Raw genomic sequence first — 13,869 nt, 5'->3', positions numbered from 1 at the left:
TAAATAAAAAGACTATGTTAACTACAGCGTTGACAACTCTGTGGATAACTTGTGTTTACCGAAATAAATCAGTCTATTGAGACAAGTTTTCGGTTGCGGGCAAGTACCTGCGCAGCTTGTGGATGAAATGGGGACAGAATTGGCGCCAGGGAAAATTCCGCCAATCGTGCACATCCCGCACAGGGGTTGTGCACAGTCTTATCGACAGCCCTACTTGCCGATGCAGAAACGGCTGAAAATCACGCCGAGCAGGTCGTCGGCGGTGAATTCACCGGTGATTTCGCCGAGTGCCTGCTGCGCCAGGCGCAACTCTTCGGCAAACAGTTCGAGCGCCGGAAAACCGCTTTCGACGATGGCGCGCGCCGCGGCGACGTGACCTTGGGCGCTGGCGAGCGCCCGCAGATGGCGTTCGCGGGCGATGAAGACATCCTCCGTCTGGTGCCAGCCGGCGATGCGCAGCAGCTCCTGGCGCAACAGGTCGATGCCGAGATTGGCCTTGGCGGATAGCGAGATGGCAATGCCGTCGCTTTCAGGGTGGCGTTCCGGCGCCTGCGCGAGCAGGTCGATCTTGTTGTGCACGGTGATCCGCTGCAGGCGTTCCGGCATCCGGGCCAGGATGGCGCGGTCGGCATCGGCGATGCCGGCGCGGGCGTCGACCAGCAGCAGCACCACGTCGGCGCGTTCAATCTCCTGCCAGGTGCGGGCAATGCCGATTCTCTCGACTTCGTCGTCGGTTTCGCGCAGGCCGGCGGTATCGATGATGTGCAGCGGGATGCCTGCGATCTGGATGGTCGAGCGCAGCGCGTCGCGCGTGGTACCGGCAATCGGTGTGACGATGGCCAGCTCGTCGCCGGCCAGGCGGTTGAGCAGCGAGGACTTGCCGACGTTCGGCTGACCGACCAGGACGACGTGCAGGCCGCTCTGCAGCAGCTTGCCCTGGCCGGCGCGGTCAAAGATTTCCGCCAGCTTGCGCTGCAGGCGTTCGAGGCGGCCGAAGGCATCGGCGGCCTTGAGGAAGTCGATCTCCTCTTCCGGAAAATCGAGGGTCGCTTCGACCAGCATGCGCAGGTTGATCAGTTCCGCATTCAGTTCGCCGATCGCCCGCGAGAATTCGCCCTGTAGCGAACGTACCGCGGAACGCGCGGCGCTGGCCGTGGCGGCGTCGATCAGGTCGGCGACGGCTTCGGCCTGGGCAAGGTCCATCTTGCCGTTGAGGAAGGCGCGCCGGCTGAATTCGCCCGGTTCGGCGAGCCGGGCGCCGAGGTCGAGGCAACGGCCGAGCAGCATCTGCATGACGACCGGGCCGCCGTGGCCCTGTAGTTCGAGAACATCCTCGCCGGTGAAGGAATGCGGGGCAGGAAAGTAAAGCAGCAGGCCGCTGTCGATGGTCGCGCCATCGCCGGCCCGAAAATCGGCCAGCGTCGCGTAGCGCGCCTTCGGCGTCTTGCCGGTCAGTGCAAAAGCAAAGGGCAGCAAGTTGCTGCCCGAAATGCGGATGACGCCCACTCCGCCACGGCCGGGGGCCGTGGCGATGGCGGCGATGGTGTCCTGTTTCACACCTCAGGCTTTCGCGTCGTTGGCCGCCTTGCCACCGGCTTCCATCATGCGCGTGATCTGCCATTGCTGGGCGATCGACAGGATGTTGTTGACCACCCAGTAGAGGACCAGACCGGCCGGGAACCAGAGGAACATGATGCCGAAGATGAAGGGCATGGCCATCATCACCTTGGCCTGGATCGGGTCCGGCGGCGTCGGGTTGAGCTTCATCTGGATGATCATCGAGACGATCATGATCACCGGCAGGATGTAATAGGGGTCGGCCGACGCGAGGTCGGTGATCCAGCCGATCCACGGCGCGTCGCGCATCTCGACGGCGCCGAGTAGTACCCAGTAGAGGGCGATGAAGACCGGAATCTGCACCAGAATCGGCAGGCAGCCGCCGAGCGGATTGATCTTCTCGGTCTGATACAGCTTCATCATTTCCTGGTTCAGACGGGCCTTGTCGTCGCCGTAGCGCTCCTTCAACTGCATCAGGCGCGGCGAGACCACGCGCATCTTGGCCATCGACTTGTACGAGGCGGCCGACAGCGGGAAGAAGGCGGCCTTGATCGCCACCGTCAGGAGGACGATGGCCCAGCCCCAGTTGCCGACCAGGCCATGGATGAACTGCAGTGCCCAGAAGATCGGCGCGGCAATCACCGTCAGCCAGCCGTAATCGACGACCAGATCGAGCCCCGGGGCGACGGCCTTGAGCGCCGCTTGTTCCTGCGGGCCGGCGAACAAGGCCGTACTGACCACGGTGCTGGTGCCCGGGCCGATTGCGCTGACCGGCAGGATGATGCCGGTCTGGAACAGCTGGCTGCCGTCGATTTTGCGCATGTAGTACTCGCGCTGTACGCCCTGGGCCGGTACCCAGGCAGCAACGAAGTAATGCTGGACCATCGCCAGCCAGCCGTTGTCGGCAGTCTTGGCAAACTTGGCCTTGTTGTCCGTTATATCGCCGAACTTCACCTTCTGGTACTTGTCGGCTTCGGTATAGACGGCGGGACCGGTGAAGGTCTGCATCATCATGTTGCTGCCGCCAGGTTCGGCGCTGTCGCGCTGGATCTGGAAATAGGCGTGCGGGGCCAGCGGCTTGTCGGAACCGTTGGTGATCTCCCAAGCAACATCAATCAGGTAGGACCCACGCTTGAAGGTAAGAATCTTCGCGACGCGGACACCTTGCGGACCGTCGGCTTCGAGGCGAATCTTCAGTTCGTTGTTGCCATCGGCGAGTTGCAGCGGGCCGTCCACACGGTGGAACAGGCTGCGGTGATTGGGCAGGCCATCGCCGATCAGGCCACTCTGGGCGGCATATTGATGCTTGGCGTCGAACAGGTGGAAATTGCTTTCCTTGTTATCGCTTTCCTTGTACTTCTTCAGTTCCAGACCAAGCAGGTCGCCACCCTGAGTGGAAATGCTGGCTTTGATCAGATCGGTTTCGACGACGAAGCTGGCGGCATTGTTTTGTGCTGCCGCTGCCGGCGCAGTCGCAACCGCGACGGCACCCGCCTGCAGGTTGACTGAAGGCGTCGGCGCAGCGCTGCCGCCGGTCGCTGGGGCGCTTGCTACCGGCGCGCTGGTTGCCGGTTTCGGCTGCTTGTACTGCTGCCAGTTTTCCCACAGCATGAAGCTGGAGAAGGCGAAGATCATGACCAGTATCAGGCGTCGAGTATCCATGGGCTGCCTACGTGATTTGTTGGGGGTTCAGGGTACGGGATCATACCCGCCCGGATGCCAGGGGTGACAACGGAAAATACGTTTGATGCCGAGCCAGCCGCCCTTGATGGCGCCGTACTTGCGGATCGCATCGACCGTATATTCGGAACAGGTGGGAAAATAGCGGCAACGTCGTCCGAAAAGCGGACTGATGGCGTACTGATAGAAACGAACCAGTGCGATGAGGAGCAGCTTCATGCACTTTCCCTTTTTGCGCGCGGCCGGCACAGACGGTCGAAAAGCGCATTGATGTCGGCAGCGATGGCCTTGCCGTCAAGTGGTAATGGCTTGGTCGCCAGCCTGACGATCAGGTCGCAGACCGGCAGGGCGGATCGACGCAGACGAAACTGTTCGCGCACGATGCGTTTCACCCGGTTGCGATCGACCGCCCGCTTGAGCAGTTTCTTGCCGATGACCAGACCGAGCCGGGCATCGATATCGCCTTCCGGCCGCGGCAGGTAATGCAGCATCAGCCAGTTGCCGCGAATGGCCTTCCGGAAACCAAAAACGGATGAATACTCATCCGTTTTGGTCAGGCGATAGCGTCTGGCGAAGCTTGCAGCCACCTCGCCGATAGTCCGGTATTAAACGGCCAGACGCTTGCGGCCCTTGGCACGGCGGGCAGCGAGGACTGCACGGCCGCCCTTGGTGCGCGAACGGACCAGGAAGCCATGGGTGCGCTTGCGGCGCACGACCGAAGGTTGATACGTGCGTTTCATGTCGTAATTCCTTGAGTGAGCGGAGAAAAACGCGTGATTACACCTTGTTTGGACCATTGCTGTCAACTTGAATTATTTGCTGACGCTGTGGATAACCTGTGGCCGGGGGAGTAGAATTAGCCCTCGTTCGGCGGCCGACCAGCCGCCGATTTCATTGGAAATCCGATTTCCAATCATAGAATTAATAAAACTGATCACCATAACGGTGGCAGTGGGGCATGGAGTTTTTCCTTCAATGACTGGTTTCTGGGAATCCTGTTTGCAGCGCTTCGAACAGGAACTGCCAGCGCAGCAGTTCAATACCTGGATCAAGCCATTGCGCCTGGAAGGTGAGAGCACGGCACTGGAAGACGGATTGCGCCTGATCGCGCCGAACGGCTTCATCCTGAAATGGGTACGTGACCGCTATCTGTCACGCATCGAGGACTACGGCGCAACCTTCTTTTCGGCGCCGGTCAACATCTCGCTGGTGATCGGCAGTGGCAAACCGGCGGCCAGCCGCGCCCCGAGCGCCAGCCCTTCTGCCGGCGGCGCGCCAGCGGTACCGGCAGTTGCCGTGCCCGAAGCAGCGCCACCCGCAGCACGCAGCAAGGTGGCTTCGGTTTACGAGAAATCGCGGCTGTTCTCCAATTTCACCTTCGACAACCTGGTGGTCGGCCGCGCCAACGATCTGGCCCGGGCCGCCGCCGTGCAGGTTGCCAACAACCCGGGTGGCGCCTACAACCCGTTGTTCATCTACGGCGGCGCCGGTCTCGGCAAGACCCACCTGATTCATGCCATCGGCAACCACATCGTCCGCGACAATCCGGAGAAGATCGTCCGCTACGTGCATGCCGAGGATTATTACTCCGACGTCGTCCGCGCCTACCAGCAGAAGTCCTTCGACACCTTCAAGCGCACCTACCGTTCGCTCGATGTGCTGCTGCTCGACGACGTGCAGTTCTTCAACGGCAAGAACCGTTCGCAGGAGGAGTTCTTCTTCCTGTTCAACGCGCTGATCGAAGCCAGGAAGCAGATCATCATCACCTGCGATACCTATCCGAAGGACATCAACGGTCTCGACGACCGGTTGGTGACCCGCTTCGACTGGGGGCTGACGGTGCAGATCGAGCCGCCGGAACTGGAAATGCGCGTCGCCATCCTGAAGAAGAAGGCGGAGGCGGAAGGCATCCAGCTCGACGACGAGGTTCCCTTCTTCATCGCCAAGCATCTGCGTTCCAATGTGCGCGAGCTGGAAGGGGCACTGAAGAAGGTGCTCGCCTATTCCTCCTTCCACGGTCGTGCCATCGCCCTCGACCTGGCCAAGGAAGCGCTCAAGGACGTCATCGGTTCGGTGCGCAACGTCGGCATCGACTACATCCAGAAGACCGTCTCCGACTATTACAAGATCAAGGTCGCCGAATTCTTCTCCAAGAAGCGTACGCGGGCGATTGCCCGGCCGCGCCAGGTGGCGATGTGGCTATGCCGCGAAGTCACCAGCCACAGCTTCCCGGAAATCGGCGATGCTTTCGGTGGGCGCGATCACACCACGGTCATTCACGCGGTAAAGACGATCGACAGCCTGCGCGCCAAGGACAACGAACTGAACCACGACCTCCACGTACTGCTGCAGGTACTCAAGGGATGAGGCTGTCGACAACCCTGTGGGTAAACTGTAGGCGAACTGGGGATGAAGCCGACTTTTGCGCTTTGTGGGAAAATTATCCGGATTTCATCCACAGCCAATCCAGAGGCTTTCCAAGACCTGAATTTTTTCTGCAGGTTGCTGAATAAAAACGATGTTTTTAAGTTATCCACAGAACTGTTCCTGATATCGTAAACAAAGGAATTTAATTTATGGTTCTTATAAAAAGCCAAAGAGACACGCTTCTGGCTCCGTTGCAGTCGGTCTCGGGTATTGTCGAACGTCGTCACACGCTGCCCATCCTTTCCAATGTTCTGCTGGAAAAGAAGGGTAATCAGCTGACCCTGCTGGCTACGGATATCGAAATCCAGATCACCACCACCGCCATTTGCGAAGGCGGCGACGGCGATGGCGCGGTTACCGTCGGCGCCCGCAAGCTGCAGGACATCCTGCGCTCACTGCCGGACAGCACCGAGATCACCGTCAATCTCGAAGACAAGCGCCTGCAGGTCAAGGGCGGCAAGAGCCGCTTCAACCTGCAGACCCTGCCGGCCGACGATTTCCCGCGGATGACGCTGAGCGAAGGCGAAACCCGGCATTTCTCGCTGTCGCAGAAGGCCTTCCGCCAGTTGCTGGCGAAGACCCAGTACGCGATGGCAGCGCAGGATGTGCGCTACTACCTGAACGGCCTGCTGCTTCAGGTCGATGGCCGCGAGCTGCGCGCCGTCGCCACCGACGGCCACCGCCTGGCCTTCGCCAGCGTCGAGCTGGAAACCGAACTACCGCGTCAGGAAATGATCCTGCCGCGCAAGACGGTGCTCGAACTGAACCGCTTGCTGGTCGATACCGACGACGCGCTGAACATCTCGCTGGCGCCCAGCCAGGTCCGTTTCTCCTTCGGCAACATCGTCCTCGTCTCCAAGCTGATCGACGGCAAGTTCCCGGACTACGAACGGGTGATCCCGCCCAGCCTGCGCAATCACATGAGCGTGTCGCGGCAGTTGCTGGTCCAGGCGATGCAGCGTGCCGCCATCCTGACCAACGAGAAATTCCGCGGCGTGCGCGTCGTTCTCGGCGAAAACAGCCTGCGTCTGATCGCCGCCAATGCCGAACAGGAAGAAGCCCAGGAAGAAATCGAGGTACAGTACGCCGGTGACGCCATCGATGTCGGCTTCAACGTGGGTTACCTGCTCGACGTGCTGAACAACGTGCATGCCGAAGAAATCCAGTGGAGCTTCAACGACGCCAACTCCAGCGCCCTGATCAGCGTCCCCGGTAACGACCGCTTCAAGTACGTGGTCATGCCGATGCGTATCTGACGCGCCAGAACTTTTTGCATCAACCGGCCTGCCCCTCCGGCAGGCCGGCATCGTTTCATGTGGAACCCAGAACAATGAGTGAAGAGAACGTCCCGCAAAGCGCCTCGCCGGCTTACGGCGAATCCAGCATCCAGATCCTCGAAGGCCTGGAGGCCGTGCGCAAGCGCCCGGGCATGTACATCGGCGATACCTCCGATGGCACCGGCCTGCACCACCTGGTCTTCGAAGTCGTCGACAACTCGATCGACGAAGCCCTGGCCGGGCATTGCGACGACATCATCGTCACCATCCACACCGACAACTCGATTTCGGTCATCGACAACGGCCGCGGCATCCCGACCGGCGTCAAGATGGACGACAAGCACGAGCCCAAGCGTTCGGCCGCCGAAATCGCGCTGACCGAGCTGCACGCCGGCGGCAAGTTCAACCAGAACTCGTACAAGGTCTCGGGCGGCCTGCACGGCGTCGGCGTCTCCTGCGTCAATGCGCTGTCCAAGTGGCTGCGCCTGACCATCCGGCGCGACGGCAAGAAACATTTCATCGAATTCAACCGCGGTGTGCCGATCGACCGCGTCCTCGAACAGCGCGACGGCTTCGAGGTTTCGCCGCTGAAAATCCTCGGCGATACCGAAAAGCGGGGCACCGAAGTGCACTTCCTGGCCGACGAGGAAATCTTCGGCCACGTCGAATTCCACTACGAAATCCTCGCCAAGCGTCTGCGCGAGCTGTCCTTCCTCAACAACGGTGTCAGCATCCGCCTGGTCGACCAGCGTTCCGGCAAGGACGAACTGTTCGCCTTTGCCGGCGGCGTACAGAGCTTCGTCGAATACATCAACCGCAGCAAGAGCGTCCTGCATCCGAAAATCTTCTACTCGACCGGCGAAGCCAAGGTCGGCGGCGACGGCGTCACGATCGGCGTCGAAGTGGCGATGCAGTGGAACGATTCCTACCAGGAACAGGTGCTCTGCTTCACCAACAATATTCCGCAGTCCGACGGCGGCACCCACCTGACCGGCCTGCGCGCGGCGATGACCCGGGTCATCAACAAGTACATCGACGAAAACGAGATCGCCAAGAAGGCCAAGGTCGAGATTGCCGGCGACGACATGCGCGAAGGTCTGGCCTGCGTACTCTCGGTGAAGATGCCCGATCCCAAGTTCGCCTCGCAGACCAAGATGAAGCTGGTCTCCAGCGAGGCGCGACCGGCGGTCGAGGAAGTCGTTGCCCAGAAGCTGGCCGACTTCCTGCTGGAAAACCCGATCGACGCCAAGACCATCTGCGGCAAGATCGTCGAAGCCTCGCGCGCCCGTGAAGCCGCCCGCCGCGCCCGCGAAATGACCCGTCGTAAAGGTGTGCTCGACGGCGTCGGCCTGCCCGGCAAGCTCGCCGACTGCCAGGAAAAAGACCCGGCGCAGTGCGAAATCTACATCGTCGAGGGCGACTCCGCCGGCGGCTCCGCCAAGCAGGGCCGCGACCGCAAGTTCCAGGCGATCCTGCCGCTGCGCGGCAAGGTGCTCAACGTCGAGAAGGCGCGCTTCGACAAGCTGATTTCGTCCGAGCAGATCGTCACCCTGATCACCGCGCTCGGCACCGGCATCGGCAAGGACGACTTCAACGTCGAGAAGCTCAGATACCACCGCGTCATCATCATGACCGACGCGGACGTCGACGGCGCCCACATCCGCACCCTGCTGCTGACGCTGCTCTACCGCCAGATGCCTGAGCTGATCGAGCGCGGCTACGTCTACATCGCCCAGCCGCCGCTGTACAAGGTCAAGCACGGCAAGACCGAGCGCTACCTGAAGGACGACCTCGAATACAACCAGTTCCTGCTCAACATGGCGCTGGATGAAGCGGTGCTTCAGCCGACCGCCGGCACGCCGATCAGCGGCCCGGCCCTGGAAGGCCTGGCCCGTTCCTGGCTGGCCACCGAAGCCATCATCGAACGCCTCGCCCACCTGGTGAATCCGGAAGTCCTGCAGGCCATCGTCCGCCACAACATTGCCGTCGATCTCTCCAGCGAGGAAAAGGCCCGCGCCAGCGCCGAACTGATCGCCGCCCGCATCCCCGCCGGCACCCGCATGGTGCCCAAGTTCGACGACATCCAGGAACGCTGGATCCTGCGCGTCGAGCGCATGCACCACGGCAACCTCAAGGTCGGCCTGATCGACGAAGACCTGCTGCTTTCCGGCGACTTCATGCAACTCAAGCGCACCGCCGAAACCCTCGCCGACCTCTTCGGTAACGGCGGCTTCATGGCCCGCGGCGAGAAGAAACACGTCGCCGCCAACTTCGGCGACGCCATGAAGTGGCTGCTCAACGAAGTCGAACGCGGCATCGCCAAGCAGCGCTACAAAGGTCTTGGCGAAATGAACCCGGAACAACTCTGGGAAACCACGATGGACCCCAAGGTCCGCCGCCTGCTGCGTGTGCAGATCGACGACGCAATTGCCGCCGACGAGATCTTCACCACGCTGATGGGGGAAAACGTCGAACCGCGGCGTGAATTCATTGAAACCAATGCGCTGAATGCGAGGATTGATATCTGATCGGTTTTTCCTGATCACGCAAAAAGCGCGACAAACCCAAGAAAGAGGCTAACCAAGCCTCTTTCTGTTTTTTGGAATACCATTTTCATTTTTACGCACGCCTGCTTGTGCGACCTGATGTTTCGGGAAAAAAACATTCGATGAAAAACTACGAAGCGCTCAAACAACAAGGCGATGTGATCTGGAACATCGCCAATCTTTTGCGTGGTCCCTACCGTCCGCCCCAGTATCGCCGGGTAATGATTCCGCTGACCGTGCTTCGCCGTCTCGATTGCGTGCTGGAGAGCAGCAAGGAGCAGGTGATCGACTATCACCGCAAGCTTAAGGCCGATGGCAAGTACGACGCCGAAACCATCGAGACGATGATCAATCATCGCTTCAAGCTCAGTTTCCACAACACCAGTGAATTTACCTTCCAGAACCTGCTGGGTGATGCCGATAAATTGGCGGCCAACCTGAACAACTACATCGCCGGTTTTTCGGCGCGGGCGCGGAAAATCATCGAGAAGTTCAAATTCGATGAAGAAATCGAGAAGCTGGACGAAGCCAATCGCTTGTTTGAGGTGGTCAAGCAGATTGCAGCCATCGACCTGCACCCGGATCGCATCACGAACATCGAAATGGGCTACCTGTTCGAAGATCTGGTCCGGCGTTTCAACGAACAAGCCAATGAAGAGGCTGGCGACCATTTCACGCCGCGCGAAGTCATCAAGCTGATGGTCAGCATCCTGTTCACCCATGACGATCTGGTGTACCGGGAAGGCAAGGTCATCAAGATTTACGACCCAACCTGCGGCACCGGCGGCATGCTGTCCGAATCCGACAAACTGATTCTCCACCCCGAAACCGGCCTCAATCCGGGCGCCAACCTGCAACTCTTCGGCCAGGAATACAACCCCGAGTCCTACGCCATTTGCGGCTCCGACCTGATGATCAAGGGCGAAGAGGTCAAGAACATCGTCTTCGGCAATACCCTGGGCACCGGCAAGAGCAAGGAAGGATTCGTCGATGGCGACGGCCATCCGGACGAGCGTTTCCATTACATGCTGGCCAATCCGCCCTTTGGTGTGGAATGGAAGCCGGAAAAGGACAACGTGACGCGCGAGCACAACGAATTCGGCTTCAAGGGTCGATTCGGTCCCGGTCTGCCGCGCATCAACGATGGCGCGCTGCTCTTTCTACTGCACATGATTTCCAAGATGCGGCCGGCGCCTGAAAAAGGCGGGGATGGCTCGCGCATCGCCGTTGTCTTCAACGGTTCGCCCTTGTTTACCGGCGACGCCGGCAGCGGCGAGAGCAACATCCGTCGCTGGATCATCGAAAACGACATGCTCGAAGCGGTCATCGGCCTGCCCGACCAGCTCTTCTACAACACCGGTATCTCCACCTACGTGTGGATCGTCACCAACCGCAAGCGCCCGCAACGGGCAGGCAAGGTTCAACTCATCAACGCCACCGAATTCGCCCGCAAGATGAAGAAAAGCCTGGGCGACAAGCGCAAACGGCTGGGTGACGGCACCGACGGCACCAACAGCCAACCCGATGGCTCGCCCGACCACATTGCCCAGATCACGCGGCTCTATGGCGAATTCCAGCACGATGTCCGGATGACGCTGGCCGAGATTCAGACCAACATCGACCCCAAGCGTGACCAGACAAAGTCACTGTTCGTCAGCAAAATCTTCGACAACCGCGAGTTCGGCTATCTGAAAATCACCGTCGAACGCCCGCTGCGCCTCAATTTTGCAGTGACCGACGAACGCATCACGCGCTTTCAGCAAGGCAGTTTTTTCGAATCGCTAGCCATTTCGCTCAAGCGCAAGAACAAGGCCAGAATCGAAGCAGAAATTCTTGAAGGCAAAGCCGCCCAGGCCGCCATCCTGGCCGTGCTGCATGCCATGAAGGCCGCCTTTGCCAGTGGCGAACCGATCAAGGACCGCAAGGTATTCGAGGCGCAACTGAGTGAAGCCTTCCAGGCTGCCGATCTGACCCTCGACCTGCCCCTGAAAGCCGCCTTGCTCGCGCCGGGAGCACTGGGCGAAAAAGACCCTACTGCCGAAATCTGCCGCGATAAAAAGGGCAATCCCGAACCCGATGCCGACTTGCGCGACACCGAAAACGTGCCCTTGCCGGAAGACATCGAACTGCCGCTGCCGCTCGATTACGAAAGCAAGAAGAACAAAGGCAAGGTCGATGTCGAACCCTTGCTGAAGCGGGTAAAGGCGCACTGCCAGGCCTATCTCGAAGCCGAAGTCCTGCCCTACCGTCCCGACGCCTGGATCGAGCACAGCAAGATCAAGGTCGGCTACGAAATTCCCTTCAACCGCCATTTCTACGAATACGAGCCACCGCGCCCGCTGGAAGCCATCGAGGCGGATATCGAGCAACTCGAAGGAGAAATCATGGCCATGCTCAAGGCGGTGACCGCATGAGTAGCGGCATCGACGCCAAGCCCGGCGGCGAATTCGTTCTCTATCAGACCGAGGACGGCCAGAGCCGCATCCAGTGCCAGCTGGTCGACGGCACCATCTGGCTATCGCAAATGCAGATGGGCGAGCTGTTTCAGCGCTCCAAGCAAACCATCAGCGAGCACTTGCAAAACATCTTTGAAGAAGGCGAATTGCCAGAGAATTCAGTTGTCCGGAATTTCCGGACAACTGCCGCCGATGGCAAAGCCTACGATGTCACGCACTACGCGCTGGAAGCCATCATCGCCGTCGGCATGCGGGTCAAATCCGTGCGCGGCACCCAGTTCCGGCGCTGGGCCAATACCCAGCTCAAGGAATTCATCGTCAAGGGTTTCGTCATGGACGACGAACGCCTCAAGAATCCTGGTGGCTGGGACTACTTTGACGAACTGCTGGCGCGCATCCGCGACATACGCGCTTCCGAAAAGCGTTTCTACCAGAAGGTGCGCGATCTCTTCGCCCTGAGCGACGACTACCAGGCCAACGAAAGCGCCGCCCAGCAGTTCTTTGCCGAAGTACAGAACAAGCTGCTCTACGCCGTCACCCGCAAAACTGCCGCCCAGATCGTCGTCGACCGCAGCAATCCGGACGCCCCGAACATGGCGCTGACCACCTGGAGCGGCAGCCGGGTGCGCAAGCAGGATGTCATCGTCGCCAAGAACTACCTGACGGCTGACGAAGTGGACACGCTCAATCGCCTGGTCGTCATCTTTCTCGAACAGGCCGAACTGCGCGTCAAGGAACGCAAGCAACTGACCCTCGATTACTGGCGTCAGAACGTCGATCGCCTGCTTGAGTTCAACGAACGCCCGGTGCTGCAAGGCGCCGGCCGAATCAGTGCCGAACAGATGAAGGGCATCGCCCACGAACGCTACGAGGTCTTCGATACGCGGCGGCGTAGTGCCGAGGCGCTGGCGGCGGATGCCGAGGATTTGCGGATGCTGGAGTCGTTGGAGAAGCAGGCGAAGGGGAAGGGCAAGTGAGGTATTTGCCATACGAGAAATACAAAACCGCAAAGACGGACTTGATTGACGATATCCCGGCTCATTGGGAAGAGTGGAAAGCCAGTCATGGCTTTGGACAAATCGGAAGCGGGACCACGCCTAAAAGCGACAATAGCTCCTGGGCGTGTTCACATTAGCCAGATGTAAGCGCAGGCAAGTTGCAAGAATGCGTTGAAGCGCGTAGCCAGTTTTTCATAGCGAGTTGCCAGTCGGCGGAATTGCTTGAGGCGGCAGAAAAAACGCTCAACCAGATTTCGTGCTTTATAGCGATGCCAATCGACGGTGCGAGGCGTTTTGCGGTTGCTCCGTGGCGGAATGATGGCTTGGGCGCCTGTTTCTTCAATGATCTGAACCAAGGCGTCGCTGTCGTAGCCCTTGTCCGCTATCACCGCACCGGCGTCGATCCGCTCAATTAATGCCGCGCCTTGCGTGATATCAGCCACTTGTCCTGCGGTCAGGATCAGACGGATCGGATTACCCAGTGCATCCACGCAAGCGTGAATCTTGGTCGTCAGCCCGCCGCGGCTTCGCCCAATGGCTTGGTCCTGATGCGCACCGTTTTTTTTCGCGCCCCGGCCGCGTGCTGATGGGCACGAACAATCGTCGCATCGATAAACAACTCTTCAAGATCGGCATCTCTTTGAAGCGCAGCAGCTATTTGATCCCAAACGCCCTTGGTCTCCCAGCGGGCGAATCGAACATAGGCCGTGTGCCAGTTGCCAAACTCCTTTGGCATGTCCCGCCAAGGGCAGCCTGTTCGAGCGATGTAGAGTACCGACTCCACGAACAAACGGTTATCCGCTGCCGTGCGTCCTCTGTCTGTGGACTTCCCAGGCAGAAAATCCGCTATGCGTGACCACTGGTCATCGGTGAGCATTCGGCGATCCATGTCTTGTATCCAAAAGACAGGATGTAAACACAATTCCGC

At 59.8% G+C, this 13,869-nt stretch carries 11 protein-coding genes; 5 read left to right on the top strand and 6 right to left on the bottom strand.

Annotated features, from left to right (window positions below; translation table 11 throughout):
* Positions 1 to 210 precede the first annotated feature (210 nt).
* From mnmE to rpmH, 5 genes are read right to left on the bottom strand one after another with little or no spacing between them, the layout of a single operon-like run.
* Positions 211 to 1,557, bottom strand: a complete 1,347-nt coding sequence (mnmE, locus tag ACLIIZ_RS00805; protein ID WP_416690267.1) for a tRNA uridine-5-carboxymethylaminomethyl(34) synthesis GTPase MnmE — start codon at positions 1,555 to 1,557, stop codon at positions 211 to 213.
* 3 nt (positions 1,558 to 1,560) lie between these two features.
* Positions 1,561 to 3,219, bottom strand: coding sequence for a membrane protein insertase YidC (gene yidC / locus ACLIIZ_RS00800; RefSeq protein ID WP_416690265.1), 1,659 nt, complete (start codon positions 3,217 to 3,219; stop codon positions 1,561 to 1,563).
* Between the two features lie 27 nt (positions 3,220 to 3,246).
* Positions 3,247 to 3,456, bottom strand: coding sequence for a membrane protein insertion efficiency factor YidD (yidD, locus tag ACLIIZ_RS00795; protein WP_416690263.1), 210 nt, complete (start codon positions 3,454 to 3,456; stop codon positions 3,247 to 3,249).
* Complete coding sequence (rnpA, locus tag ACLIIZ_RS00790; RefSeq protein WP_416690261.1) at positions 3,453 to 3,824, bottom strand: ribonuclease P protein component; 372 nt, start codon at positions 3,822 to 3,824, stop codon at positions 3,453 to 3,455. Before rnpA ends, yidD begins: the two co-directional genes overlap by 4 nt.
* 18 nt (positions 3,825 to 3,842) lie before the next feature.
* Positions 3,843 to 3,977, bottom strand: coding sequence for a 50S ribosomal protein L34 (gene rpmH, locus ACLIIZ_RS00785; RefSeq protein WP_027457001.1), 135 nt, complete (start codon positions 3,975 to 3,977; stop codon positions 3,843 to 3,845).
* A gap of 235 nt (positions 3,978 to 4,212) precedes the next feature.
* Between rpmH and dnaA the strand changes: the two genes are divergently transcribed.
* The 5 genes from dnaA (at position 4,213) to ACLIIZ_RS00760 (ending at position 12,920) form a co-directional block, all read left to right on the top strand.
* Complete coding sequence (gene dnaA / locus ACLIIZ_RS00780) at positions 4,213 to 5,604, top strand: chromosomal replication initiator protein DnaA (protein ID WP_416690259.1); 1,392 nt, start codon at positions 4,213 to 4,215, stop codon at positions 5,602 to 5,604.
* Positions 5,605 to 5,813: 209 nt separating this feature from the next.
* Positions 5,814 to 6,920, top strand: coding sequence for a DNA polymerase III subunit beta (gene dnaN / locus ACLIIZ_RS00775; protein ID WP_416690258.1), 1,107 nt, complete (start codon positions 5,814 to 5,816; stop codon positions 6,918 to 6,920).
* 74 nt (positions 6,921 to 6,994) lie between these two features.
* A complete protein-coding gene (gyrB, locus tag ACLIIZ_RS00770) occupies positions 6,995 to 9,469 on the top strand; it encodes a DNA topoisomerase (ATP-hydrolyzing) subunit B (RefSeq protein ID WP_416690256.1) in 2,475 nt (824 codons plus the stop codon).
* A 140-nt stretch (positions 9,470 to 9,609) separates the two neighbouring features.
* Positions 9,610 to 11,901: a type I restriction-modification system subunit M gene (locus ACLIIZ_RS00765; RefSeq protein WP_416690254.1), complete on the top strand. Its 2,292-nt coding sequence runs from the start codon at positions 9,610 to 9,612 to the stop codon at positions 11,899 to 11,901.
* The gene (locus tag ACLIIZ_RS00760) at positions 11,898 to 12,920 is read left to right on the top strand and encodes a virulence RhuM family protein (protein WP_416690253.1); all 1,023 of its coding nucleotides are present in this window, start codon (positions 11,898 to 11,900) and stop codon (positions 12,918 to 12,920) included. Before ACLIIZ_RS00765 ends, ACLIIZ_RS00760 begins: the two co-directional genes overlap by 4 nt.
* A 149-nt stretch (positions 12,921 to 13,069) precedes the next feature.
* Here the strand turns inward: ACLIIZ_RS00760 and ACLIIZ_RS00755 are convergent.
* A protein-coding gene (locus tag ACLIIZ_RS00755; protein WP_416690251.1) for an IS5 family transposase occupies positions 13,070 to 13,830 on the bottom strand; the annotation gives its coding sequence in 2 pieces (ribosomal slippage) (positions 13,070 to 13,503 and positions 13,503 to 13,830; 762 coding nt in all).
* Positions 13,831 to 13,869: the final 39 nt, after the last annotated feature.

The organism is Azonexus caeni (assembly GCF_048146105.1).
Lineage (GTDB): Bacteria > Pseudomonadota > Gammaproteobacteria > Burkholderiales > Rhodocyclaceae > Azonexus > Azonexus aromaticus_B.
This window is presented reverse-complemented; position numbering and strand designations above follow the sequence as displayed.